Raw genomic sequence first — 25,121 nt, 5'->3', positions numbered from 1 at the left:
AATATTATTAGCCCGCTAAAAAACTGTTAACGTAAAGCAATCCATGCAACTGACCAGGCTGGACCGCGGCCAGGTGAATAAGCAGCACTGTTTATACTACAGAATTTTGCAAAGGGCTTATTTTTACATTTATAAAGCTTGCCATTTTTCGCCGTCACTATTTGACCCGCCTCATAGTGATGCCCTTGCTGATAAATAGGGTATAACGGTTTATCCGTTTGATGACCTTGGATATTTAAATCCACAGCGAGCAGCAAATTATTACGATAATTTGTATCATGCCAACCTTGCGCAAGCAGATTGAAAGTTCCTTTATAATGACCTTCTGGTAAGGTTTTATTATCTTCCTCGGCGTACTTTAATTCTAAAGGACTTGCCTTGCCACAGCCGGTAGCACTGTTCATTGGTGCATTAGCACAACCCACATTACGCCAGGCACGCAATGTTATCGACTGATTGTGGCCCGTTTTGATATTGGGTAAGGTGACGATTATTTCACTGTAACCTTTACCTAAATCCCAGTCTGGGACAGTCGGTCCCGTGGCATTAGATTGCTTAGGTACGATGTAAGTTACCGAGCTGTCGGCCAAGTCTTTAGAGAAGTCAGGTAATGTCAGCGTCTGTTTTTCGTTGACCGTGGTCATTTGACTCAGGGTATTTACGTCAGGATAGATACTTTTAATCCAATCAACGTATTTGCTGACGCGAACGCCATAAGAGGCTTCTTCAACACCTGTTTTGGTAATCCCGATAATAGTCCAGAAGCCGTTATGCTGCTGCCACCAGGCTGAACCACTGTCGCCAGGCGCTAAACGAGCCCAGGCTTTTGAGACCTGCTCAGGGTGATAAGGCGCGCCCAATGCGTAGTCCTTCTCGAAAAGCTCATTAATATAACTCTGACCCCATGCACGCCTGGAGCCCTGCTGTGGCGAAAAATCGTCATTAGGATTATCACTAGGCCTTACTGCTGCCTGGCCAACTCCCCAGTTACCGTAACCTACCAGCTCGACGGGCTTATCCATTTCCCGAGATCCATCATAAATCCACGGTTTATTAAGCGGCTTACCCTGTTCGTCCAGAATCGGCGCTTTTTTATTTAATACCAGTATCCCAATATCACCACTCACACCTCCCATGCCTTCTGGGCGATGGGTACGATAAGGGCCGGTATAATAAACGCCGTCTTTGGCTATCAAACGATCATGGCGGTCACGAAACTCCCCGTGGTAGGCTTTTGTGGCTTCACCGGGACTATTAAAATCCATACAGTGGCCAGCGGCTAGAATATAGCTTTTTGTACCGTCTTTACTGTCGCCGAGCCACGTTGAGCTACAAGAATAAATTTTACCCACGGCATCAAAGCGAGCTGAATAACTCTCTTTACGCAAAGGTTCATAGGCGTGCTCCATTGTGTTATTTACATTGGAGAGATGGCCGCCATTATTTATAAAAGTAGGATTATTCATAACAAGCGCATAAGAATTAATGGAAATGACTGCTGCAAAAGCAATAGTCATCCCACGAAAAACGGCATTAATATTCAAAATATTACCCAATAGTTTCAGCAGTGTAGAAAGTTTAATAGAAAATAAACAAGAAGATTATAAAATAAACACTTATTTCAATGCAGGCAGGGTAACATCGTTTAAAAATAAAAAATACACAGGCTATAAAAAATAGAATTAGTCCCTCAGCATAGAGAAAATTCTTAATTAAATTAAATAATATTCAATTTAAAGGAGTAATTGTTAATTTTATTACCCCTTCGCTACTGTTATCAATGACCTATTATTGAATGCTTATTACCTAACATATTCTGTACCAGCTCGACACAGTCTAGAAAACGCTGATCGTAGTCGGATGCGGTCACATGGGTGAAAGTGATGTTGTTTTTATGCATCATTTCAATCAGCAAATTTTGGAACTCTGAGCGGTCGAGCGAACTGCCCAGGCTGCGTAAACCGTCGGCGACCCACGGCGTGTTATTCTCCAGCAAAATCACTAAATCAAAGCGATATTCATCGACCAATGCCTGCACAAACGGATGCTCGCGGCCTTCGTATTTTTTGCAAAATGCCTGAGTGGTCAAAAAGTCTGTATCGATAAACGCCACTTTATTCGCGTATTTAACTGCGAAATCAATGTACTGCGCCTGACCCAGAGCAATTTTGTCGTAGTCAGAATATTGCAGCGCCATTTCATCGCCACCCAAGTGGGAGAATACGTATTCGCGTCCATACTCCCAGGCGCTGGTGGTGTTAAATATGTTGGCCAGCTTGTTCACCAGCGTAGATTTCCCACTGGACTCTCCCCCCAGCACCACCACAGTACGCACAAAAAATGGCTTCACTTCGGTGGGAATATAGTCCCAATAACGGAAAGGATCGTGGCGAATTTGCGAACCGCTGATTTTCATAAACGATCGTTTGGGATCGATAAGCACCGTATCAATGCCGAGATGCTCGCGGTAGCGCGGTGCGTCGTTCTCTTCACTGGAATAAATGGTGTTGGGATGAATGCCTTTTTGCTGCATGAAGGCAGTGATCCCTTTGCTCCACACGTCCCAGCCGTGCGGATAAGGCTCCATCCCTTCTTCATTGAAAGCATGAATATGAATGTTCTTTTGATATTTAAAAGTTTGCAGCAGCCAGCGCAGACGATCGCTCAGCGTCGGTTGCTGAGACATTGAGCTATTTTCAAACAGCTCGAGGTCGCGCGGTTCATCGTAGCCAAGAATAATGTGCAGCTCGTCAACCTGACTGCAGGCGCGCTGAATTAAATAAATATGGCCGGTGTGCAGCGGATAAAACTTACCAAATACCACGCCAATCTTCTTTTCACGACGGGGAAATTCCAGGTCGAGAAAACGATGTAAGGCCTCAAGTTTTTGCGCGCTGGGGCTTTTAATCTTGTCATTTAACAACTGACTGAGATAACCCTTAGTCATGCCGCTGACTTCAGCCACCTGCTGCAGCGTGCATCCCTGTTGCTTAATCGCGGCCTTAAGATAATCAAACTGCGGCATAGCGGCTCCTTGTGTTGATTAGAGATCCTCGAGGATAGCCAATGCGTCTGCCAACTTTTTGACGCCATAGACCTTCATGCCTTCCGGCAGCTTTTTCGGCACATTGGCGTGCGGCACAATCGCACGCTTAAAGCCGTGCTTGGCGGCTTCACCAATACGTTCCTGTCCGCTGGTCACCGGACGAATTTCACCGGCTAATCCCACCTCACCAAAGACGACCAAGTCTTGAGGCAGCGGACGGTCACGCAGGCTCGACACCAGCGAAAGCAGAAGCGCGAGGTCAGCACCGGTTTCGGTGACTTTAACGCCGCCGACCACGTTAACAAATACGTCCTGATCCGCCATTTGCAGACCGCCGTGACGGTGCAAAACGGCCAGCAGAATAGCCAAGCGGTTTTGCTCAAGCCCAACCGCCACGCGCCGAGGGTTACCCATCATAGAGTGATCCACCAGCGCCTGAATCTCGACCAGCAAAGGCCGTGTGCCCTCCCATAGCACCATCACCGAGCTGCCCGAGGTGATTTCATCACCTCGACTCAGGAAGATGGCCGAAGGGTTGCTCACCTCACGCAGCCCCTGCTCGGTCATGGCAAACACGCCGAGCTCATTAACTGCCCCAAAGCGGTTTTTATGGCTGCGCAGGGTGCGAAATCGTGAGTCGGCATCACCGTCGAGCAGAATCGAACAGTCGATGCAGTGCTCCAGCACTTTCGGACCGGCCAGCGACCCGTCTTTTGTCACGTGGCCGACCATCACGATCGCCACGCCGCGCGTTTTGGCATAGCGAGTAAGATAGGCGGCGCTTTCACGCACCTGCGCTACGGTACCCGGAGAAGACTGGATATCCGCCATGTGCATCACCTGAATGGAGTCGATCACCATCAGCTTCGGCTGTTCCTGATCGGCAATCAGGCAGATCTGCTCGATGCTGGTTTCAGAAAGCATGTTCATATTGGCGGTGGGCAGTCCGAGACGGTGCGCACGCATCGCCACCTGCTGCAACGACTCTTCGCCAGTGACATAGAGCGTTTTCATATTCTCGCCAAGCTTGCAGAGGATTTGCAGCAGCAGCGTACTTTTGCCCGCGCCGGGATTTCCGCCGATGAGAATGGCGCTGCCCGGTACGACACCGCCACCCAGCACGCGGTCAAACTCTTTAAACCCGGTGCTAAACCGCGGCGTTTCATCCAGGCTGATATCCGAAAGCTTTTGCACCCGGCTAACGCCCGCATCGCCGGCATAACCGCTGAGGCGCTCATTGCGCGCGACCGTGGGTGAAGCAGACAAACGGACTTCGGTAATGGAGTTCCAGGCCTGACAGGCACTGCATTGCCCCTGCCAACGCGGATAATCTGCGCCGCATTCATTACACACAAATGCTCGTTTTGCTGCTTTTGCCACAACTTACCTCGTTTGGAGCGCTATCGCCCTTGTTAACATTACGCGACGCTGCCGCTCAGAATGCACAACAGGCCAATCAGGTCAGCATGTCGAATGCAGACTTCGGCCTGTTCATACACTTTTGGCTTGGCGTGGAAGGCCACACCCAGCCCGGCGACCGACATCATTTTTAAATCGTTTGCACCGTCGCCAATGGCCACGGTTTGTTCCTGCGGGATACCCAGTTTTTCGGCCAGCGCCAGCAGGGTATCGGCTTTGAACTGCGCGTCAACAATGGGACCGATGACCTGCCCGGTGAGCTTGCCGTCAAAAATTTCCAGCTCGTTGGCCGCGACGGCAACCAGGTCCAGTTCATCGCGCAGATAGTTGGCATAATAGGTGAAACCACCGGAGGCGATAGCGACGTGCCAGCCCAGCTCCTGCAAACGAGCTACCATCTGCTTGAGACCCGGCATTAAAGGTAATGTTTCACGCACTTGCAGCAAAATGTTGGCATCGGCATCTTTTAATGTGCCCACGCGTTGACGCAAACTGGCGGCGAAGTCTAGCTCTCCGCGCATGGCACGTTCAGTGACTTCCGCAACCTGCTCACCCACGCCAGCAAGTTTGGCAATTTCATCAATGCATTCAATCTCAATTGCAGTAGAATCCATGTCCATCACCAGAAGACCCGGCGTGCGCATGTGGGGGACTTTACGCAGCGGAGTGATGTCGAATTCAAACTGTTCGGCCAGCTCAAACACGTCCGGCGTCAGTGGACCGGCGAGGCGCACAACCTGATAGTCTTCGACCATCCAGGCGCTAACCACGACGAGTGCACGACCAAGGCGGCTCTGGAAACGACTGATACTGAGTTTATCGAGCTTTCTACTGTACAGGAGCCAACCCGTGTGCCCGGCCCGGTAATCGAGCGGCATCACTTCGTCACCGCTGAGTGAAAGTGGAAGTCCCGGCCATTGGTGGATCTCGGAAGGAAGATCGCAATAGGTCAGACGGTTTGGCATGATTTCTCCTGTAAGAGCAAATACTCTGTCGAAAAGCAGAGGGGCCGCGATAAAACGACGCATCAAGCTACCCTATCGCTAACGCTTCTGGCAACATTAAAGTCGTCGAATACCTTAAGGAAACAGAATGGCAGAGGCCAAACTGAAACTTCGCAGACACCGCACGGTTATCGTGCTGATTTGCTTGGCTTTATTAGTTATATTGATGCAAGGTGCGTCCTATTTTAGCCTAGGGCACCAGTTAGCGCGATCTCAACAGGTCGAGCAGTTGACACAAACGCTTGCTCGCCAAGTGGCATTTTCGCTCGCCCCGCTGATGGACAGCCAAAACGATGGCGCCGATATCGCGCAGATTACCACTATTTTAAATCAATTGACCGACAATAGCCGCATTCTTGATGCCAGTGTCTACCAGTTGGACGGTTCGCTAATTGCCCATTCTGGCGAAACCGTGCCGGTACGCGACAGGCTGGCGCTTGACGGTAAGCGCGCGGGCAGCTATTTCAACCACCAAATTGTACAACCGATAGGCGATAAAGACGGTCCAAGCGGATTTCTGCGCATGACGCTGGACACCCACGTGCTGGCGACCGAAGCCAAACAGGTTGATAATACCACTAACCTGCTGCGCCTAATGATGCTGCTGGCACTGGCGGTGGGCATTATTCTGGCCCGTACCCTGCTGCAGGGACGACGCAGCCGCTGGGAGCAGTCGCCGTTTCTGCTTACCGCCAGTACACGCCTGAGAGAGCGGGATGAGGACGATGATCTGCCGGCACACAATAATGAGCCGTTGGTTATTGCTATCGCCGAAGAGCGGGTCGAAGACAAACCGACGCTGACGGCAGAAGAAGAAGCCGAACTTGAAGCCGTGCAGGCCGCGCACCGCAATCTTCAGCGCAGCGAAGAGCCAACGGACGAAGAAGAAGATAAGAAAAAAGAGTCGTGATTAGGCGAGGCGGTTTCTATTGGTGAATAGATAAAAATAACGTTATCAATAAAAACGGAGGCCACAAGGCCTCCGTTTTTTCACAATAAAGCTAAATCGATCTTAAGCTTTGTCGCCCAGCAGTACAGATTCCAGCGCTATCTCAATCATGTCATTGAAAGTCGTCTGGCGCTCGGCAGCGGTCGTTTGCTCGCCGGTGCGAATGTGGTCGGAAACGGTACAGATAGTCAGTGCTTTAGCACCAAATTCTGCCGCCACGCCGTAGATACCGGCAGCTTCCATTTCAACGCCCAAAATACCGTACTTTTCCATCACGTCGAACATCTGTGGGTCTGGGGTGTAGAACAGGTCAGCAGAGAAGATGTTACCGACGCGTGCTTTGATACCCTTAGCCGCCGCCGCGTCTGCCGCGTTGCGCACCATGTCGTAGTCGGCAATGGCCGCATAGTCATGGTCTTTAAAGCGCATACGGTTCACTTTGGAATCGGTGCAAGCCCCCATGCCAATCACTATGTCGCGCAGTTTTACGTCTTCACGTACCGCGCCGCATGAGCCTACACGGATGATTTTTTTCACGCCGAACTCGGTAATAAGCTCTTTGGCATAGATTGAGCAAGAAGGTATGCCCATGCCGTGGCCCATGACGGAGATTTTGCGGCCTTTATACGTGCCGGTGAAGCCTAGCATGCCGCGAACGTCGTTCACCTGCTTGATGTCTTCGAGGAAGGTTTCTGCAATATGTTTAGCGCGCAGCGGATCGCCAGGCATCAGGACTACGTCTGCGAAATCGCCCATTTCTGCATTAATGTGTGGCGTTGCCATAGATAACATTCCTTTCTTGATGGTTTTAATTAATAGAATTTTCGCAAAAAATCAGCCTTAAAGCATGGATTTTCCATATTCCATTGGCGACAGGTCAAAATAGCTGGCGACGGTTTGTCCGATATCGGCAAAGGTCTCACGATGGCCCAGGAAGCCAGGCTTCACTTTAGGCCCGTAGATTAACACCGGAATGTGCTCACGAGTGTGGTCAGTGCCGCGCCAGCTTGGGTCACAGCCGTGGTCGGCGGTGAAAATAATCATGTCGTCTTCTTTCACCAGCGCCAGCAGCTCAGGCATACGGCGGTCGAACAGCTCAAGCGCGGCGGCATAACCCGGCACGTCGCGACGATGTCCGTAAGAGGAGTCAAAATCAACGAAGTTGGTAAAGACAATAGTCTTGTCGCCCGCCAGTTTCATTTCCTGAACGGTAGCGTCGAACAGCGCATCCAGACCTGTGGCTTTGATTTTTTTGGTGATCCCAACGTGCGCATAAATATCGGCGATTTTACCCACCGACACCACTTCTCCGCCCTTCTCGTCCACCAGCTTTTTCAGGATGGTCGGCGCAGGTGGCTCAACCGCCAGATCATGGCGGTTGCCGGTGCGCTCGAAGTGACCTTTTTTATCGCCGATAAACGGACGAGCGATAACGCGGCCAATGTTGTAACCGCCTTCAGTCAGCTCTTCGCGAGCGATTTCACACAGCGCATACAGGCGCTCAAGGCCAAAGGTTTCTTCATGGCAGGCAATCTGGAAAACAGAGTCGGCAGAGGTGTAGAAAATCGGCTTGCCGGTTTTCATGTGCTCTTCGCCCAGCGCATCGAGCACCACCGTGCCCGATGAGTGGCAGTTGCCCAAATAGCCCGGCAAATCTGCACGTTCAACCAGCTTATCAAGCAGCTCCTGCGGGAAACTGTTGGTTTCGTCGGAGAAATACCCCCAGTCGAACAACACCGGAACACCGGCGATTTCCCAGTGGCCTGAAGGGGTATCTTTACCCGATGACAGTTCACTGGCAAAGGCGTAGGCGCCAGTGATTTCTGCATCAGCGTCCATTCCCGCGGGGAAACGTCCGGTTGAAGCCTCAGCCGCTTTCGCCAGACCCAATCGGGTCAAGTTAGGCAAATGCAACGGCCCTTTACGGCCAACGTCAGCCTCACCGCGGGCACAGGCCTCAGCGATATGGCCCAGCGTATCTGAACCCACGTCACCAAAGCGTTCGGCATCTTCACTGGCGCCAATTCCAAATGAGTCCAACATCATAATAAATGTACGTTTCATTTTTGCTCTCCTGCGCATTACTACGCGTTGCAAGCGGCCGTTAAAGCACCGCTTTTGATGAATGAGTTAACCGGACCGATAAAGCTAGCTGATACGGCGATAAACCACCGGCAGACTTTCGGGTGCCTTATCGCTCAACACAATGGCCGATCTCACAGCGTCTGCGGCCTGCTGCCACGCTTCTTCACTGTTCGCGTGGATCATGGCCAGCGGATGCTGAGTATCAACCTGCTGACCAATACTGGCCATATGGGTTAACCCTACGCTGTAATCGATGGCGTCGCTGGCACGGCGGCGTCCGCCACCTAAAGCCACAACACTCATGCCCAGAGCACGGGTGTCCATCGACGTAACGATCCCGGCTCTTTCTGAATAGACCATTTTGCTCAGGGTAGCCTGAGGCAGATAACGGTCGTAATGTTCGATGAAATCTGTCGGGCCTTTTTGCGCCGCGACCATTTTTCCAAATATCTCTGCTGCACGGCCATTATCGAGCACGTTTTGCAGTTTGCGTCGCGCTTCGGTCTCGTCCTGCGCCAGTCCGCCTGAAAGCAGCATCTCGACACAGAGTGCCATGGTGACCTCAAGCAGGCGCGGACTGCGATACTCGCCAGTCAGGAACCGCACGGCTTCGCGCACTTCCACTGCGTTTCCAGCGCTCGATGCCAGCACCTGATTCATGTCGGTCAACAACGCGGTCGTTTTACATCCAGCGCCATTGGCAACGTCAACGATCGCCTGTGCCAAGTCTTGCGACAGCTCATAGGTCGGCATGAAGGCACCGGATCCAACTTTAACGTCCATCACTAGCGCGTCCAGACCCTCGGCGAGCTTTTTCGCCAGAATAGAGGCGGTGATCAACGGAATCGAGTCCACCGTCGCGGTAATGTCACGCGTCGCATAAAAACGTTTGTCCGCGGGTGCCAGCGAATTGGTCTGGCCAATAATCGCGACACCCACGCTCTGAATTATCTTTCTAAAACGGTCATCGTCGGGAAAAATATCAAATCCCGGAATGCTCTCGAGCTTGTCGAGCGTGCCGCCAGTATGACCCAGTCCGCGACCAGAGATCATCGGCACAAAGCCTCCGCAGGCAGCAACCATCGGCCCGAGCATCAGCGAGGTCACATCACCTACGCCGCCGGTCGAGTGCTTGTCGACTATCGGACCATTGAGCTCCAGATGCTTCCAGTTTAAAACAGTCCCAGAATCACGCATCGCCATGGTCAATGCAACGCGCTCATCCATGTTCATATCATTAAAATAGATTGTCATCGCCAGCGCGGCAATTTGACCTTCGGAGACTTTACTGTCGCGAACACCGTTAATAAAGAAGCGAATTTCTTCTTCGCTCAGCGGTTGTCCATCGCGCTTTTTTCGAATTATTTCTTGAGCCAGAAAGGTTTTTTGTACAGAAGCCACGTCTCACCCCAATTTGGAAACAGAGAGGAAATCACCACACAAACCGTTGAACCACAGGCGACGACGCACGCCGCCCAAGGGGAGAAATTAGTAGCCGCTGCCGGATTTTTGCCCCTGGTGACCTAACGTAGTCAACAGGCTTGCCAACAGGCTGGATGCACCAAAGCGGAAATGGCGCGCATCGGCCCACTCTTGGCCCAAAATTTCGTCTGCCAGCGCCAAATACTGCGCGGCATCTTCGGCTGTTTTCACACCCCCCGCCGGTTTGAAGCCAACAGACTGGCCCACGTTCAGCTCTTTAATCACGCGCATCATTAGCTCGGCGCTGTGCAGAGTGGCGTTTTCCGGCACTTTGCCGGTTGAGGTTTTAATAAAATCGGCACCGGCGTTGATCGCGATTTCTGAGGCTTTACGAATGAGCGAATCCTGCTTCAGCTCACCGGTTTCGATGATGACTTTCAGCAAAATTTTAGCCTCATGACAGGCCTCGGCACACTGTTTGACCAGCTCAAAGCCCACTTGTTCATTACCGGCCATCAGGGCGCGATACGGGAACACTACGTCAACTTCATCAGCGCCGTAGGCAATAGCAGCGCGAGTTTCAGCAAGTGCAATCTCAATGTCATCGTTACCGTGCGGGAAGTTGGTCACCGTCGCGATACGAATGTCTGGCGTACCCTGTTCGCGCAGTGTTTTACGCGCAACCGGAATAAAACGTGGATAAATGCACACGGCTGCGGTGTTGCCCGCTGGACTTTTAGCCTGATGGCAAAGTGCGATCACTTTGGCGTCTGTATCGTCTTCATTCAGGGTGGTTAAATCCATCAGACTCAGCGCGCGCTGCGCTGCTGCGGTTAAATCGGTCATAACACTCTCCAACAATTTTCAATCCTGAAACGCCTTCAGAACCGAGCATACAGTCGAGGACGTTTATGCGTCACGGCGCGATAAATCGTCCAGCACCTTGGCGAGCAGACGAACACAATCGCCACCTGTTTAGTGTATTTGAACAGGTTATCGTCACTTAGGGTGTGCAGTATTTCACACAAAATGAAAATCGATTGCAACGTTACTCTGAAAAATGAGATGTAAATCACACTTCAAGGCTACAAGCTCAGACTTGGGCACTGAGTAAAAGTGTATACCTGAATCATGACAAGCGATGATTTAGGCAAAACTCTTCATGCATGAGATTCTACTCCGATCGTAAATGTTATTTAAATAACATTTACGATTAATTTCACAGACTGTGAGACTGTGTACTTTTTATTTAATGAAGAATGCCATCGAGATAAATGTTATTTAAATAACAAAAATGACATTTAGGCATGAGGAAGAGTGAAAAGGCGTCGCGTATTTTCCAGAAGAGCTTGTTCGAGCTGCTCGGCGGGTTCTGAACGCAGTTCGCAAAGGGCATCGAAAACGCGGGCGGCACGCTCAGGTCTATTAGGTTGCCCCTGAAAACCTTGCAGCGGCATGTCTGGGGCATCGGTTTCCAACAACAGGCATGAAAGCGGAAGTTGGGCCATAACCCGACGCGTTTTCTGCGCACGTTCGTAGGTAATCGTACCGCCTACGCCAATAGCGAATCCAAGTCTTACGAAGGCCTGTGCCTGAGAAAGACTGCCAGCAAAACCGTGAACAACGCCAGTAGCAGGCAATGAAGCCTTACGTAGCATGGCTGCAAGCTGATCGTGCGACCGGCGAGAATGCAGTATCATCGGCAGGTTATGCTGCTTGGCCAGTTTGAACTGCTCCCGAAGCAGCCGCTGCTGCTTATCAAACATTGGCGTTTCCATATATAAGTCCAGCCCCGTTTCACCGATAGCGACTAACTTCGGATGCCGCTTTTCCAACATCTCTGCAAGCTGGTTAAGACACGCATCGCTGTGAGTGGCAATGCAAATCGGATGCAGTCCCAGGGCAGCAAAAATCGGTGGATGGGTCTCGGTAAGCTGTAAAACGTGATTAAATCGACTGGCCTCCACGGCGGGCAAAATAAGTTGATTAACCCCAGCTTCGGCCGCCAGATGCAGGCTTTCGGCCTCATGACCCGTAAACGGCGGGAAATCAAAATGGCAGTGGGTATCAACAAAAGTGCGCATCACAGCTTATCTCCTTCTCCCTCAATTTTTGGCAGCTCAAACGCGCTTGCCGCCGGGAGAAAGCCGCCGTCTCGACGAGAATCGGTCAGCGCAACCTGATCGGTTAATATCTTATCAACCTCGATGCTCTCAGCGGGTGCGCGCTCTGCTGACACTTTTTCTATCGCAACCGTATCAACCGGTAAAGGCTCAAGCTCGATAGATCCCGCTTCAATCAAATCAGCCTGATTTGCCGCAGCACTCAGCGGAAGCTCAATTTCAGGAGAAATAGCCGGCGGCACTACGATTTTTGGTCTTCTGGTGACTCGCGGGGTAATAATTGGCAATGGACGATCGTTTTCGCGCGGCAGCAGCCAATGAGAAACGATCGACAGGAAGTAGCGCGCACAGCGACGGCCCAGATGATAGTCCTGATTCAATGCCGGTAAACGACTGCCGAGGGCGTGACTGGCCAACGGCTTGGGTGGGAATATTTCAAAAATACGCAGGTCGCCCGGCGGATTTTCAATAAATTGCTGAATGCGGTAATAGCTTTTTTCATGATGCTGCACCATGTGAACCAGCTGTTGCAGGCTACTTTCACTAAGCCACTGCTCCATGCGTTTCATCCACTGCGGGGTATAAAACATTGCCGAAGGCACAGTGCGGATCACCACAATAGTATCGGCTCCGCGTCGATAGGCTTCTTCCACTGGAATGGCATCGCTGATCCCACCATCCTGATAGCTAACACCGTCGAGACTGACGCCCATGCGGTAAAACCCGGGGATGGCGCTGGAAGCTTTGATAACCGGCAACCAGCTCTCGCGAGTCGGGGCAAAATAGCTGGGGGTATAGTCATCACTTCGGCAGGCACACATCAAAAATTCCCGTCCGTCGATGAGCAGCTTTTCAGCACTCTCCATCGCCAAAGGCATGTTTTTTGAGGTTTCGTCGACCAGCCAGTCAAGATCAATAAGGTGTCCACCACGGACAAAGCGCAGAGGATTAAAAAATTGGGGGCTGGTTGTGTAGCGCGTAATCACCCGTCGGGCGTATCCGGCCTGTCCACAGACGTAAGCAGAAAGATTTTGAGCGCCGGCAGAAGTGCCGATCAGTAAATCGAATGGATTGAAACCTGCTCGTTGAAACTCATCAAGCACGCCTGCCGTGAAGATACCCCGTTGTCCGCCGCCTTCGCATACTAATGCGATTTTGCCCGGCGTATAGGGTTTGTAAGCCAAGGGTTCAATGTTCCCCAGCGTGACCGGAATTCTGTATCCCAACGAAGCCTCCTCAACAAATGACTCTTTGATGAGCATACTCCGACTTTCACCGATCCGTAATATTCTTGCAAAATCCCGGAGATTAAATCGTTACTTCCTGTAAACCAGACGCCGCATCCTTTGGGGAATACGTGCTGTGGACAATGTAAGGCGCTTACTTTACTTCCCTGCGCCTTAAAAATTATCCTTAATAATCTCCGGGATATATCAGATAAAAATCACTTTACCTTTTAGTCTTTGTGGTTATTCAAATCTATTCGACGTCAGAGTCGTTTACGACCGGTAAACAAGCTGATCAGGAACAGAATGATACCTACCACGAACACCACTTTTGCAGCCCAGGCCGCTGTACCTGCCAGTCCACCGAAACCCAACGCTGCCGCGATTAACGCGATGACAAGAAATATAATACCCCAACGAAACATAAGCTTCTCCTTACCCTATTTAAAATATTCGTACGTCACTCGGTTATGAAATGCGTCCTGAATAACGGTTGTTACTGTAGATAACAAATTAAGAAGTACAGTATTAAAGATAGCTTGAAAAAAAGAAAACGGACGGAAACTCAGTGATTTCTCACGTAAAAAAACCGTAAGTCAGCTTATTTTTTCATAACTCGCGGTACTTGAACTTTCTTGCAGCAGTTACAAGGCTAAAGCTGCGTTGCCCACCCTGAGATGGGCAACAGATTCAAAAATATTACGGCTGGACTTTAAGGTCGTTCTTAACGCTTTTCACGCCGTCTACCGTTTTAGCTACGCTTTCAGCGCGATCTGACTGAGCGGCAGTTTTAACGGTACCTGATAGCTGAACAACGCCGTCAGTGGTTTCGACTTTCACCATGCGAGAAGGCACGATGTCATCGGCCAGTAGTTTGGCTTTTACCGACGTAGTGGTTGCAGTATCACCGGCATATCCTTTAACAGACTGGGACTTGCTGTCTTTGGTGTGTAATTTGTCGCTGACGGATTTAACGCCTTCAACTTTGGTTGCCACCGCGACGGCCTGTTCCGCTTCGGCCTGAGAGCCGACGAAACCGCTCAGTGTCACGACGCCATTGTCAGTTTTTACTGAGATATCAGTGCTTTTGATGGCCTTATCGTCTACCAGTGCACTTTTAACCTTAGCTGTGGTGGCGCTGTCGCCCATGTAGCCATCCACTTTCTTCATGGAGCTATCGATTTTTGCACCCGCAGAATTCATTGTGCTTTCTGCCGTTGCTGCCAGTGCACTACCGCTCATCAGGGCAGTACCCAGAACCACGGCCATCATTGAGTATGCAAAATTAGACTTTTTCATCGATTTCTTCCTTAACAGTTTGGGAACCCGTAAATTTCGGGCTCTTTCCGTCACATGGTCGTGACGACTTAAAAACTTATTACTGTGTTCACGTCACTGTGAATTAATAAAATTCAGCACAACTCTCTACTTGGTTTCCTAAAGCCAGCGTTTCCAGCTGCTCTTCGTTGTGCGTTCATTTAATATAGCCGACCATCAGCAAAACTGTAGTAAGAATGGCGAATTAACCTGTAATACAGATAAGTCCGAGCATTTCACCCTGTTTTAGTTCAAAAAACAGACAAAAACTCAAGAAGTAGTTTCCTAAAGAAACTAATTATCAGAAAAAAATCATAAAAAAAGACGGCTCTCAGGCCGTCTTTAGGGGAAAAATCGCGGTATGGATAAACGTTATCAGCAGATTAATGTTCGCGAGTTTTACGGAAATCCACTTCAGGATAACGGTCTTTCGTCAGGTTAAGGTTAACCATCGACGGCGCGATATAGGTCAAATTATCACCGCCATCCAGTGCCAGGTTTAACTCGCACTTGCGTTGGAAATCATCAAACTTCTTAACGTCAGAGCATTCAACCCAGCGGGCGGTTGAGACGTTAACCGATTCGTAAATCGCTTCAACGTTGTACTCGCTCTTCAGACGTGCAACAACGACTTCAAACTGCAGCACACCCACCGCTCCCACGATCAAGTCGTTATTAATCAGGGGACGGAACACCTGCACGGCACCTTCTTCGGAGAGCTGAACCAGCCCTTTAAGCAGCTGTTTCTGCTTGAGCGGGTCACGCAGACGGATGCGGCGGAACAGTTCAGGCGCAAAGTTAGGGATACCGGTGAACTTCATGTTTTCACCCTGAGTAAAGGTGTCCCCAATCTGAATGGTACCGTGGTTATGCAGGCCGATGATGTCACCCGGATAAGCTTCTTCAACGTGTGAACGGTCGCCCGCCATAAAGGTAAGCGCATCAGAGATGACCACGTCTTTGCCGGTGCGCACCTGACGCAGCTTCATGCCTTTTTCGTATTTACCTGAAACCACACGCATAAAAGCGACGCGGTCGCGGTGTTTCGGATCCATATTGGCCTGAATCTTAAACACGAAGCCGGTGAATTTCTCGTCATCGGCTTTAACTTCACGCAGGTCGGTTTTACGCGGCATCGGCGCAGGCGCCCATTCCACCAGCCCGTCGAGCATGTGGTCAACGCCGAAGTTACCCAATGCGGTTCCGAAGAATACCGGGGTAAGATCACCGCTGAGGAAAGCCTCATGATCAAACTCGTGTGAAGCACCCTGCACCAATTCCAGCTCGCCGCGCAGCTGAATCGCCAGCTCTTCACCGATGGCGGTGTCGAGATCTGGGTTATTCAGACCTTTAACAATGCGCACTTCCTGAATGGTGTGGCCTTTACCGGTTTGATAAAGATAAGTTTCATCTTTATAAAGGTGATAAACCCCTTTAAACAGCTTGCCGCAGCCAATTGGCCAGGTGATAGGTGAGCAGGCAATTTTCAGCTCGCGCTCAACTTCGTCCATCACTTCCATCGGGTCGCGAATGTCGCGGTCCAGCTTGTTCATGAAGGTAATGATCGGCGTATCGCGCAGACGGGTCACTTCCATCAGCTTGCGGGTACGATCCTCAACGCCCTTTGCGGTGTCGATAACCATCAGACAGCAGTCAACGGCGGTCAGAGTACGATAAGTATCTTCAGAGAAGTCTTCGTGTCCTGGGGTATCAAGCAGGTTAACCAGCGCGTGGCGGTAAGGGAACTGCATCACGGAAGTCGTAATGGAGATACCACGTTGTTTTTCCATTTCCATCCAGTCGGACTTGGCGTGGTTGTTTGAACCACGGCCCTTTACCGTACCGGCAGTCTGAATAGCCTGTCCGAACAACAGCACTTTTTCAGTAATGGTAGTTTTACCCGCATCGGGGTGCGAGATAATGGCGAAGGTGCGACGTTTGGCGACTTCGAGGGCGTATTCACTAGGAGACATGTTTTTCCACGTTTCTGCGGTTGTCCGCCCTGCATCGGTATTGATTTTACGCCAGAACGGCATCAGGCAAAGCGGTAATAAAAGTTATAGCCGGCTATTTTCTATGATTTAGCGGGGTTAGACAATCAATGCTTTTATATTCGCTCGCCGATGAGTGAAAATGCACGGAGCACAGAGCCGGTTCACCGACCTGAGTTTGGGCTAAATTCACTCTATTTTCATTAAAATGTGACAAGTATCACATATAAATTTTGCATAACTTTACAGCTTGCATTAAAAATACCTGTCCTATCACAAAACTGATCTGCTCCTTTCTGGATAATCGGGTCAATAAAAGTTGTACGGCATGACAAGGCGGCTTCAGCTGCCACAATCTGAACTCTTTTTTGCGTGTTTTAACCTCTTATACATCACAAGGATGTATCTTAATGACTAAAAGTAATCGATTGCTTCTCACCTGGATCAGCTTTTTCTCTTACGGGCTAACAGGGGCATTGGTGATTGTTACCGGCATGGTAATGGGCAATATCGCCGAGTATTTCGGTCTGCCTGTTTCCAGCATGAGTAACACCTTTACCTTCCTTAACGCCGGTATTCTGATAGCCATCTTCCTAAACGCGTGGCTGATGGAAGTTATCCCATTAAAACGTCAGCTTATTTTCGGCTTCGTGCTGATGGTTCTTGCAGTTGCCGGTCTGATGATGAGCAAAAGCATCAGCGTATTCTCGCTGTGTATGTTCGTTCTCGGCGTAGTCAGCGGCATCACCATGTCGATCGGGACTTTTCTGATTACCCATATCTATGAAGGCCGTCAGCGCGGTTCACGCCTGCTGTTTACCGATTCGTTCTTCAGCATGGCGGGTATGATATTCCCTATCGTGGCGGGCATCCTGCTGGCACGCAGCATTGGCTGGTACTGGGTTTATGCCTGTATTGGCATCCTGTACGTGGCGATCTTTTTGCTGACCCTGATTGCCGAATTCCCAGTATTGGGCGCCAAAGGCAAGACCGACAATCAGCCTGTGGTTAAGGAGAAGTGGGGAATTGGCGTGCTGTTCCTGTCAATTGCGGCACTGTGCTACATCCTCGGCCAGCTGGGCTTCATTCAGTGGGTACCGGACTACGTCACCAAAACCTTTAATCTGGACATTAATCAGGCCGGCAAACTGGTCAGCGATTTCTGGTTGTCTTATATGATTGGCATGTGGGTCTTCAGCTTTGTGCTGCGCTTCTTCGACCTACAGCGCATCGTAACACTGCTGACCGCACTGGCTACCGTGGCGATGTACCTGTTTATCTCTACCGATAATCCGGCGCATCTGACCTACGCTATCCTCGGGTTAGGCTTTGTCTCCAGCGCAATTTACACCACCATCATTACGCTCGGCTCACTGCAAACCAAGGTATCTTCGCCAAAACTGGTTAACTTTATCCTGACCTGCGGCACCGTTGGCACCATGCTGACCTTCGTTGTCACAAGCCCTATCGTAAGAGACCACGGGACCCACGCGGCGTTGGCTACAGCTAACGTATTGTATTTTGTTGTATTTGTGATGTGTCTGGCGCTGGGCTTTGTGACCAAGCACAAAATGCACGGCCACAAATAAGCGATTGAGCGTTTTAGAAGCAATGAAAAGCGGGCCATCAGCCCGCTTTTTTTAATCTATTGGCAGCGCCATAATGATGGCATCTTCCCGCCCTGATGCCGCCGGATAGTAGTTTCGGCGAACAGAAACTTCGTTAAAACCAAGACTTTCATAGAGTGAAATCGCCCCTCGATTGGAGGCCCGAACCTCAAGCCACAGCGTAAAAACGTTGCGCGTTTCAAGCTGAGCCAACAGCTCCTCAAGCAGTAAACGCCCCAGTCCCTGTCGCTGAAAGGCAGGGTCAATGGCGATATTAAACAGCGTGGCTTCGTCTAATACGGTCTGCACAATGGCAAAGCCGACCATTTTGCCCTGTTGCTCAAGTTTTAAATTAAGGTAGCGATCACCCTGATTACTGGCAAAGGTTTTTTCACTCCAGGGAAACGCGTGGCTGGCCTGTTCAATCTCAAAGGCGCGATTCAGGTCCGCGGGGGTCAGGATAGAAATGTTGTTCATTTTCACAAATCTGCTGCCAGAGCGCACGTTTTGCCCCAGCGTCTTGAGAGAGCTCGGCCAGCGCCGGGCTAAATAACTGTGCTCCAGCCACCGGTAAGGGTTCGCTGATACCCAGTCGCCAGGTGTTACAGTGCGTGTCCTCAGGCAGCATCGCCACCTGCGCCGTTTGCAGGCTGTAAACCTGAGACGGGTTGAGGTTGAGGCTGCGGATCACGTCTTTAACCAGTAAATCGTCTTCCAACGGCAGCACGTCTGCCACAATCAGCAATCGCGTTTGCTCGGGCAGACTGACGGCCACCTCACCCAGTAAAACTGTGGGGCGACGCAGCGTCCACTGGGTAATCCCCAGTTGCTGTAACAACCAGTCTCGTCTTGTTGCCATGCTTGTTCCTGCCCGTTGACGACTCGTATAGCGCGCTATGCTAGCAAACACATCGAACCTGCGCCAATAAACCTCGCACAGTCAAACAGCAACAAGCCTGCATCTTCGAGGATAAAGTGTATATAATGCGGGCCATATTCCTGAGGAGCCTTAATCTGATGTCAGCATTAACCCCGGCCAGTGAAGTTATACTGCGCCACAGCGATGATTTTCTCGGCCGCCGCGTACTGTTCGCTGGCGATTTACAAGATGACCTGCCAGCCACTTTCGAGGCTGAAAGCGTGCGGGTTCATACCAATCAATATCACCACTGGCAGATGCTCAATGCCTCAATGAAAGAGGACGTGCAGTTTGGCCTGGTGGCAGATGCCGAGTTTGTCGCGTCTAGCGATCTGCTGATTTACTACTGGCCGAAGAGCAAACAGGAAGCCAAGTTCCAGCTGTTTAACCTGCTTTCGCTGTTGCCTGTTGGCATTGACGTGTTTGTGGTCGGAGAAAACCGCAGTGGCGTTCGTAGCGCAGAAGAAATTCTGGGCGAACTGTGTCCGATTGGCAAAATTGACAGCGCCCGCCGCTGTGGACTGTACCACGGCAGTCTTGAAAAGCAGCCCGAGTTTGACGCCGAAGACTGGTGGCAAACGTATATGGTTGAAGAAGTGACCATTAAAACCTTGCCGGGCGTGTTCAGCCGTGAAGGTTTGGACAGCGGTAGCCTGTTGTTAATCAACAGCTTTGAAGAACAAGTTAAAGGCAAAGTGCTGGATATTGCCAGCGGTTCAGGCGTGTTGGCCTCCGTGCTGGCAACCTATTCGCCGAAAATGAAAGTGACGCTCAGCGATGTGAGTGCAGCCGCGCTGGCTGCGAGTAAAGCGACTCTCGAAGCCAATGGTTTGCAGGGCGAAGTGATCGCCAGTAATGTCTATTCCGACATTAAAGGCCGCTTCGACATGATTATTTCGAATCCGCCGTTCCACGAAGGCCTGCAAACCAGCCTGCACGCCTCGGAGCAGCTGATCCGCGGCGCAGTCAACCACCTGAATATCGGCGGTAAACTGCGCATCGTGGCAAACGCCTTCCTGCCTTATGCCGCGCTGCTGGACGCTACTTTTGGCAGCCATGAAGTACTGGCCCAGAATGGCCGCTTCAAAGTGTACCAGGCAACGCGTGGCCGTCCGCCGCGCGACGATAAAAAGAAAAAGCGTTAATGGGTATTGCGCTAATAGCCTAAAGATCTCAAGCTACAGAAAGACGGCGGCTGAAGGCAGGCAACGCATCTGTAGTTTCAAAGATTTGGCTATCAGGAGTTGCTTAAAATGCGCATCATCTCCGGGGCATAGCGTTCCCCGGCGGCGGAACGCAGCGGGAAGACAGCCTCAATCGCCGCGATTTCGGCTTCATTCAGGATGACATCTAGCGCGGCGATGTTCTCTTCCAGATAAGTACGACGCTTTGTACCCGGAATTGGCACAATGTTATCCCCCTGTGCCAACACCCACGCCAGTGCCAGTTGAGAAGGCTTCACGCCCTTCTCGCTGGCAATTTCTACCACCTTGTCTGCCAACTGCAAATTCTGTGCAAAATTTTCTCCCTGAAAACGCGGATTGTTTTTACGAAAATCATTCTCGCCAAAATCATTCGGCGAGCGAATAGCCCCGGTCAAAAATCCGCGCCCTAATGGACTGTATGGCACGAAGGCGATGCCCAAACGTGCACAGGCGGGCAGTATGCTTTGCTCAACGTCACGGCTCCACAGTGAATACTCCGTTTGCAATGCGCTAATAGGATGCACTTTATGCGCACGCTCCAGCGTTGCCGCCGAAATTTCACTCATGCCGACGTAGCGAATTTTGCCTTCTCGAACCAAATCTGACAGTGCACCCACGCTCTCTTCAATCGGCACAGCAGGATCGGCGCGATGCTGATAATAGAGGTCGATGACATCGGTTTTTAAACGCTTAAGGCTGCCTTCAACCGATTGACGAATGTAATCGGGATGGCCGTTGGTCCCTCTGGCCTGTGGGTTGGCTGGGTCACGAACGATACCAAACTTGGTGGCCAAAAATACTTTATCGCGACGCCCCTGAAGTGCCCTGCCCAGCAGCTCTTCGTTGGTGTGCGGGCCATAAACGTCGGCGGTATCGAGCATAGTGATCCCCAATTCCAATGCACGGTCCAGCGTTGCCAGCGACTCTTTCTCGTCCATATCATGGGTGTAAAACTCACTCATACCCATGCAGCCGAGTCCCAGAGCAGAAACCATTGGACCGTTTTTACCTAATTGACGCTGTTTCATTTTCTATTCCTTCGCTTACCGATTGATGGAAAGAAGTTTGGTTGTTTATCATATAAAGATAAATATGCCATTTCATGCAACACTGTTCATAAATGGCAAACAATGGGACGATAGCGTGGATCAAATTCAGGCCATGCGAATTTTCATTCGCATTACCGAGTTAGGCAGTTTCAGTCGCGCAGCAGAAGACCTCGATCTGCCCAGAGCGACGGTCAGCACGGCCTTGAAAAATCTTGAGCAGCGCCTCGGCGTACGACTGTTTTTGCGCACCACACGGCAGGTAAAAATCACTGAAGAAGGTGAGCAATATTATCAACGCTGCCTGCAGTTGCTTGCGGGATTTGATGAGGCCGATAACCTGTTCGCCGACGTCAAAAATCCGTCTGCGGGTCATGTTCGTATCGACATGCCGCACTCAATGGCGCGCGAGATTGTGCTGCCTGCCCTGCCCGAATTTACCGCCCGCTATCCACAAATCAAGCTGACCCTCAGCGCCAACGATAACGCGGTCGATTTGCTGCATCAGGGCGTTGACTGTGTCATTCGCGCATGGCCGGCAGAAAGTGAAAATTTGCAATCGCGCCCGATTGCCATGCTGGCGCAAACTACATGTGCATCAAGGGGTTATTTAGCAGAAAAGGGAATACCGCTAACGCTGGACGATTTGAAACAGCATCAGGCCGTGGCCTACTTTTTTGCGCACCAACGACCTGAGTCACAGCTTGAGTTTATTATTAACAAAAAATCTCAGGCAATATTGATGAATAATACCCTGACGGTGAGCGGGGCCGATGCCTACATAGCCGCGGCGAAAGCGGGGTATGGGCTGATTCAAACCTCACGCCGTGTGGTTGAGCAGGACTTAGCGCGAGGCGCGCTGATTGAAGTGTTACCTCATCTTCAGCCACCGCCGATGCCGCTGTACATAATGTATCCACCCGGGCGCTTTCTTGCGCCACGGGTCAGGGTATTATTGGACTGGCTCATTGAGCTGTTCGCGAGACTCTAGCGCAGGGATATAAACGCACATAAAACCAACGATAAGCGAGCAAGTGCGACGGTGAAAATGCGATTTGGCGAGAAACTGCTGTTTTTTACAACAATCGCCGCTTTTCAGGGAAATAACTATTGACGCCTACGCTAAAATCTCTAAAATTCGCCCCCGTGGTTGCTTAGTCGTATAGATGAAATTTTATGCGCTAAGAATCGGTTTGCGAAGGTGGCGGAATTGGTAGACGCGCTAGCTTCAGGTGTTAGTGTTCTTACGGACGTGAGGGTTCAAGTCCCTCTCTTCGCACCAGATGAATTTCAGCTTTAGATTCAAATCTCATCTTAAAAATCATACCGAAAATCCTCTCCCCACTTTTTTATACAAAACCCGCATTACCGTGGCAGCACACAACCTGTATTGATTCTGTATTAAAGCTGTCTGGATCATTTTTCTCAATTCACCAGCATAACCTTATTACATCAAATTAAAGTTCACCGCTATAGCAGCCAGTCCGCCCGATAAAGCCACAAACGATGGCAATAAAACATAGTGTCGCAGCTTGGTATTGAGCAGCATGATAAGCGTTGCCAGCATCGCCAGGATAACCAGGTCTTTCAGCTGTTCCAGCGTCATGTTTGCCAATGCCAAAAGAGGCAGCAACGCACAGGGTAATAAAACGGCCCACCCGCTCGATAAGCGCTTACCCAGACACCAACTGACACCCCACAATCCACACGCCGTGACCATCGCTGCAATCATGATACTGACCTCAGTTAACTGATAATGATAACTACTAGCATATAGCAGTTTTTCTCATTGCGCATCAGTTTGCTGATTGACAATAAGGCCCCGTTTTCCAGGGCCAGATTTTCAAACGACGAAGAGATTATTTATTTGATTCAAGTAGTGCAGAAAACACTTTCTCAATCGCTACAGCTCCGGGATCTTTAACGCCTTTCAGGCTATCGCTGTTGAGATAAGACGAACGACCGGCGTTGGCTTTTTGCATACTTGCCGTGTCGTTTGCTCCTTTGGCGGCCGCCGCTGCCGCACCTTGATAATCCCCCTCTTTTTTGTCCAATGCTTCCAAGGCAGGTTGAAGAGCATCGATCAAGGTACGATCGCCAAGGTCTGCACCGCCGTAGTGTTTCATTCGCGCCAGCCCAAACAGCAGCGACTGTGCCAGATTTCCACCCTCACTGACTTTTTGACCGGCCGCAGTGAAGAAGATAGACATCAATACACCGCTGGAGCCCCCCATCACGGTAGCAAGACGATTGCCTACTTCACCAAACAGTGCAGACAGATCGTTCTGAGGCAACTTGTTACCCTCGTTTAACTCCAGGATATCTTTTGCACCCGATGCAAAGGTTGACCCTGTATCACCGTCGCCAACTTTGGCATCGAGTTTATTAAGCTCACTTTCCAGTGAAATCAATGTCTCGGCGACGGTTTTAATAATTTCACCCACCTGAGCGTTGACCGAGGCTTTGACTGTATGCTTTTGCGCGATCTTTTCCACTTTAAGGAGCGGCAATTTTTCGAGCTTGACCAGTGGATGCCAGCCTGAAGCTTCAACATCTGCCAGCAGTGCCTCTTCAATATGTTTATCAAGCACAATGGCCGAAAGAGAGAATCCTTTCATGTCCAGCGCGCTAACCAATGCAGCCGGGCCAATCAGATAATCAATCGCGCCTTTTATTTTTGAATGAACCAGCTCTTTGGTTATTTGATTCATTTCAAGCGGTGAGACCCCGCCAAGGTTATTGATCAGTATCGCCAGCCGATCTTTTTGCTTCAGGCCTTTTTGCAATGCCTCAACCAAAGTCTCGACAACTTTTTGAGTATTGTGCGTTTTAATGACAGAGACGCCCGGTTCACCGTGAATACCTAGACCCAGTTCAACGTGACCAGTATCAATGCGATCGTTTTCCTGCTCTTCATCATCACCTCCTGGCAAATTACAGCCGCGCATGGCAACTCCGATGCTGGAAGTGGCCTCGATTGCCTGCTGAGCGACTTGAGTGACCTCTTTAAGCGATTTACCCTGTTCAGCAGCGTAACCCGCCACTTTGTGCACCAGAACCGTACCTGCAATACCGCGCGGCTGTTTATTGTCGGGTAAGGCGATATCGTCAGAGACCATAACCAGGTCAACGCTGTAGCCAAGATGTTTGGCTTTCTCTGCGGCTAACCCAAAATTGAGACGGTCACCGGTGTAGTTTTTGACGATCAGCAGACATCCTGCCTCTCCGGTTACGGCAACTATCGCGTTCAGCACAGCGTCAACGCTTGGTGAGGCAAACACATCACCACACACGGCGGCGGTCAACATTCCTTTACCAACAAATCCTACGTGAGCGGGCTCATGCCCGGACCCACCGCCGGATATTAGCGCAACCTTGCTCTTGTCCCAGTCACTTCTTACCACCACGCGAATTGCTGTATCTACGTCAAGCATGGCGAGATTCTTATAAGGTGAGGTCAAAATCGCGCCTTCAATCACGTCGTTAATCAGTGATTTGCGGTCGTTCATAAAAAAATTTGACATACCCGGTGAACTCCTCGTTGTTGTGATTAATTTTTGAGATGGCTTGATGTTCAAACGAAATAAATACTCCTTCAAGCATAGTGAAGAATTCGGCGGCATATGCACCAGACTTCACTTAACTTTGTGATATATATTCCAAAATATAGCTTTATCCCCGCCACTCTTTATTTAATATAATTAAACAACGCGGTTTAATTAAACCAGCACAGACTCAGTCAGGCAAACGAGATGTGTTTAC

At 50.4% G+C, this 25,121-nt stretch carries 22 protein-coding genes and 1 tRNA gene; 5 read left to right on the top strand and 18 right to left on the bottom strand.

Features of this window, described 5'->3' with window-relative positions:
* Window positions 1–26: 26 nt before the first annotated feature.
* The 4 genes from BS639_RS04340 to serB all read right to left on the bottom strand — a co-directional run bounded on the left by BS639_RS04340 (window position 27) and on the right by serB (window position 5,430).
* Complete coding sequence (locus tag BS639_RS04340; RefSeq protein WP_139804042.1) at window positions 27–1,544, bottom strand: trypsin-like serine peptidase; 1,518 nt, start codon at window positions 1,542–1,544, stop codon at window positions 27–29.
* 233 nt (window positions 1,545–1,777) lie between these two features.
* The gene (nadR, locus tag BS639_RS04335; RefSeq protein WP_084982343.1) at window positions 1,778–3,025 is read right to left on the bottom strand and encodes a multifunctional transcriptional regulator/nicotinamide-nucleotide adenylyltransferase/ribosylnicotinamide kinase NadR; all 1,248 of its coding nucleotides are present in this window, start codon (window positions 3,023–3,025) and stop codon (window positions 1,778–1,780) included.
* A gap of 18 nt (window positions 3,026–3,043) precedes the next feature.
* Window positions 3,044–4,426 carry a DNA repair protein RadA gene (gene radA / locus BS639_RS04330; protein ID WP_055774659.1) on the bottom strand — a complete coding sequence of 461 codons (1,383 nt, stop codon included), beginning with the start codon at window positions 4,424–4,426 and terminating at the stop codon, window positions 3,044–3,046.
* Window positions 4,427–4,464: 38 nt separating this feature from the next.
* On the bottom strand, window positions 4,465–5,430 hold the full coding sequence (gene serB / locus BS639_RS04325; protein WP_084982342.1) for a phosphoserine phosphatase: 966 nt from the start codon (window positions 5,428–5,430) through the stop codon (window positions 4,465–4,467).
* A 127-nt stretch (window positions 5,431–5,557) separates the two neighbouring features.
* Here serB and BS639_RS04320 point away from each other — a divergent pair, with 127 nt between their 5' ends.
* Window positions 5,558–6,379: a YtjB family periplasmic protein gene (locus BS639_RS04320; protein WP_055774653.1), complete on the top strand. Its 822-nt coding sequence runs from the start codon at window positions 5,558–5,560 to the stop codon at window positions 6,377–6,379.
* A gap of 102 nt (window positions 6,380–6,481) precedes the next feature.
* Here the strand turns inward: BS639_RS04320 and deoD are convergent, their stop codons facing one another.
* The 9 genes from deoD to prfC all read right to left on the bottom strand — a co-directional run bounded on the left by deoD (window position 6,482) and on the right by prfC (window position 16,564).
* On the bottom strand, window positions 6,482–7,201 hold the full coding sequence (deoD, locus tag BS639_RS04315) for a purine-nucleoside phosphorylase (protein ID WP_055774650.1): 720 nt from the start codon (window positions 7,199–7,201) through the stop codon (window positions 6,482–6,484).
* 57 nt (window positions 7,202–7,258) lie between these two features.
* Window positions 7,259–8,482 (bottom strand): phosphopentomutase, encoded by a 1,224-nt coding sequence (gene deoB / locus BS639_RS04310; protein ID WP_055774647.1) that lies wholly within the window; start codon window positions 8,480–8,482, stop codon window positions 7,259–7,261.
* An 84-nt stretch (window positions 8,483–8,566) separates the two neighbouring features.
* Window positions 8,567–9,904, bottom strand: a complete 1,338-nt coding sequence (gene deoA / locus BS639_RS04305; protein ID WP_084982341.1) for a thymidine phosphorylase — start codon at window positions 9,902–9,904, stop codon at window positions 8,567–8,569.
* Window positions 9,905–9,991: 87 nt separating this feature from the next.
* Window positions 9,992–10,771: a deoxyribose-phosphate aldolase gene (deoC, locus tag BS639_RS04300; protein WP_055774642.1), complete on the bottom strand. Its 780-nt coding sequence runs from the start codon at window positions 10,769–10,771 to the stop codon at window positions 9,992–9,994.
* Window positions 10,772–11,226: 455 nt separating this feature from the next.
* Window positions 11,227–12,009, bottom strand: a complete 783-nt coding sequence (locus BS639_RS04295) for a TatD family hydrolase (RefSeq protein ID WP_084982340.1) — start codon at window positions 12,007–12,009, stop codon at window positions 11,227–11,229.
* Window positions 12,009–13,274 (bottom strand): patatin-like phospholipase family protein, encoded by a 1,266-nt coding sequence (locus tag BS639_RS04290; protein ID WP_082457374.1) that lies wholly within the window; start codon window positions 13,272–13,274, stop codon window positions 12,009–12,011. Before BS639_RS04290 ends, BS639_RS04295 begins: the two co-directional genes overlap by 1 nt.
* Window positions 13,275–13,537: 263 nt before the next feature.
* Window positions 13,538–13,699, bottom strand: a complete 162-nt coding sequence (locus tag BS639_RS04285; protein ID WP_004389381.1) for a DUF1328 domain-containing protein — start codon at window positions 13,697–13,699, stop codon at window positions 13,538–13,540.
* A 274-nt stretch (window positions 13,700–13,973) separates the two neighbouring features.
* Window positions 13,974–14,573, bottom strand: a complete 600-nt coding sequence (gene osmY, locus BS639_RS04280; protein WP_055774636.1) for a molecular chaperone OsmY — start codon at window positions 14,571–14,573, stop codon at window positions 13,974–13,976.
* 401 nt (window positions 14,574–14,974) lie between these two features.
* A complete protein-coding gene (prfC, locus tag BS639_RS04275) occupies window positions 14,975–16,564 on the bottom strand; it encodes a peptide chain release factor 3 (protein ID WP_084982339.1) in 1,590 nt (529 codons plus the stop codon).
* A gap of 428 nt (window positions 16,565–16,992) precedes the next feature.
* On the opposite strand from prfC, the gene tsgA reads away from it, so the two are divergent.
* A complete protein-coding gene (gene tsgA / locus BS639_RS04270) occupies window positions 16,993–18,171 on the top strand; it encodes an MFS transporter TsgA (protein WP_055774631.1) in 1,179 nt (392 codons plus the stop codon).
* A gap of 51 nt (window positions 18,172–18,222) precedes the next feature.
* Here the strand turns inward: tsgA and rimI are convergent, their stop codons facing one another.
* Both rimI and BS639_RS04260 read right to left on the bottom strand, forming a co-directional pair.
* The gene (gene rimI, locus BS639_RS04265) at window positions 18,223–18,666 is read right to left on the bottom strand and encodes a ribosomal protein S18-alanine N-acetyltransferase (RefSeq protein WP_055774629.1); all 444 of its coding nucleotides are present in this window, start codon (window positions 18,664–18,666) and stop codon (window positions 18,223–18,225) included.
* The gene (locus BS639_RS04260; RefSeq protein ID WP_055774626.1) at window positions 18,617–19,048 is read right to left on the bottom strand and encodes a DNA polymerase III subunit psi; all 432 of its coding nucleotides are present in this window, start codon (window positions 19,046–19,048) and stop codon (window positions 18,617–18,619) included. The genes rimI and BS639_RS04260 overlap by 50 nt, the downstream gene beginning before the upstream one ends.
* Window positions 19,049–19,206: 158 nt before the next feature.
* Here BS639_RS04260 and rsmC point away from each other — a divergent pair, with 158 nt between their 5' ends.
* Window positions 19,207–20,253, top strand: a complete 1,047-nt coding sequence (gene rsmC, locus BS639_RS04255) for a 16S rRNA (guanine(1207)-N(2))-methyltransferase RsmC (protein WP_055774623.1) — start codon at window positions 19,207–19,209, stop codon at window positions 20,251–20,253.
* A gap of 92 nt (window positions 20,254–20,345) precedes the next feature.
* On the opposite strand, the gene BS639_RS04250 is transcribed toward rsmC, so the two are convergent.
* Window positions 20,346–21,341: an aldo/keto reductase gene (locus tag BS639_RS04250; RefSeq protein ID WP_055774620.1), complete on the bottom strand. Its 996-nt coding sequence runs from the start codon at window positions 21,339–21,341 to the stop codon at window positions 20,346–20,348.
* 115 nt (window positions 21,342–21,456) lie between these two features.
* On the opposite strand from BS639_RS04250, the gene BS639_RS04245 reads away from it, so the two are divergent.
* Together BS639_RS04245 and BS639_RS04240 are read left to right on the top strand one after the other, a co-directional pair.
* A complete protein-coding gene (locus BS639_RS04245; protein ID WP_055775268.1) occupies window positions 21,457–22,350 on the top strand; it encodes a LysR family transcriptional regulator in 894 nt (297 codons plus the stop codon).
* A 204-nt stretch (window positions 22,351–22,554) separates the two neighbouring features.
* Window positions 22,555–22,641, top strand: a tRNA-Leu gene (locus BS639_RS04240).
* A gap of 165 nt (window positions 22,642–22,806) precedes the next feature.
* On the opposite strand, the gene BS639_RS04235 is transcribed toward BS639_RS04240, so the two are convergent.
* Together BS639_RS04235 and BS639_RS04230 are read right to left on the bottom strand one after the other, a co-directional pair.
* Window positions 22,807–23,091, bottom strand: coding sequence for a DUF1435 family protein (locus BS639_RS04235; protein ID WP_055774617.1), 285 nt, complete (start codon window positions 23,089–23,091; stop codon window positions 22,807–22,809).
* 127 nt (window positions 23,092–23,218) lie between these two features.
* Complete coding sequence (locus BS639_RS04230) at window positions 23,219–24,883, bottom strand: dihydroxyacetone kinase subunit DhaK (RefSeq protein ID WP_084982338.1); 1,665 nt, start codon at window positions 24,881–24,883, stop codon at window positions 23,219–23,221.
* Between the last annotated feature and the right edge of the window lie 238 nt (window positions 24,884–25,121).

This window comes from Rouxiella silvae (assembly GCF_002093625.1).
Classification (GTDB): Bacteria; Pseudomonadota; Gammaproteobacteria; order Enterobacterales; family Enterobacteriaceae; genus Rouxiella; species Rouxiella silvae.
This window is presented reverse-complemented; position numbering and strand designations above follow the sequence as displayed.

Excerpts from the sequence above, each read along its gene's own strand:
- prfC (WP_084982339.1), bottom strand. The coding sequence starts at position 16,564 with ATGTCTCCTAGTGAATACGCCCTCGAAGTCGCCAAACGTCGCACCTTC.
- BS639_RS04250 (WP_055774620.1), bottom strand. The coding sequence starts at position 21,341 with ATGAAACAGCGTCAATTAGGTAAAAACGGTCCAATGGTTTCTGCTCTG.
- deoD (WP_055774650.1), bottom strand. The coding sequence starts at position 7,201 with ATGGCAACGCCACACATTAATGCAGAAATGGGCGATTTCGCAGACGTA.
- rsmC (WP_055774623.1), top strand. The coding sequence starts at position 19,207 with ATGTCAGCATTAACCCCGGCCAGTGAAGTTATACTGCGCCACAGCGAT.
- deoB (WP_055774647.1), bottom strand. The coding sequence starts at position 8,482 with ATGAAACGTACATTTATTATGATGTTGGACTCATTTGGAATTGGCGCC.
- BS639_RS04295 (WP_084982340.1), bottom strand. The coding sequence starts at position 12,009 with ATGCGCACTTTTGTTGATACCCACTGCCATTTTGATTTCCCGCCGTTT.
- BS639_RS04285 (WP_004389381.1), bottom strand. The coding sequence starts at position 13,699 with ATGTTTCGTTGGGGTATTATATTTCTTGTCATCGCGTTAATCGCGGCA.
- BS639_RS04230 (WP_084982338.1), bottom strand. The coding sequence starts at position 24,883 with ATGTCAAATTTTTTTATGAACGACCGCAAATCACTGATTAACGACGTG.
- rimI (WP_055774629.1), bottom strand. The coding sequence starts at position 18,666 with ATGAACAACATTTCTATCCTGACCCCCGCGGACCTGAATCGCGCCTTT.
- BS639_RS04320 (WP_055774653.1), top strand. The coding sequence starts at position 5,558 with ATGGCAGAGGCCAAACTGAAACTTCGCAGACACCGCACGGTTATCGTG.
- osmY (WP_055774636.1), bottom strand. The coding sequence starts at position 14,573 with ATGAAAAAGTCTAATTTTGCATACTCAATGATGGCCGTGGTTCTGGGT.
- nadR (WP_084982343.1), bottom strand. The coding sequence starts at position 3,025 with ATGCCGCAGTTTGATTATCTTAAGGCCGCGATTAAGCAACAGGGATGC.
- BS639_RS04260 (WP_055774626.1), bottom strand. The coding sequence starts at position 19,048 with ATGGCAACAAGACGAGACTGGTTGTTACAGCAACTGGGGATTACCCAG.
- serB (WP_084982342.1), bottom strand. The coding sequence starts at position 5,430 with ATGCCAAACCGTCTGACCTATTGCGATCTTCCTTCCGAGATCCACCAA.
- tsgA (WP_055774631.1), top strand. The coding sequence starts at position 16,993 with ATGACTAAAAGTAATCGATTGCTTCTCACCTGGATCAGCTTTTTCTCT.
- deoC (WP_055774642.1), bottom strand. The coding sequence starts at position 10,771 with ATGACCGATTTAACCGCAGCAGCGCAGCGCGCGCTGAGTCTGATGGAT.
- BS639_RS04235 (WP_055774617.1), bottom strand. The coding sequence starts at position 23,091 with ATGATTGCAGCGATGGTCACGGCGTGTGGATTGTGGGGTGTCAGTTGG.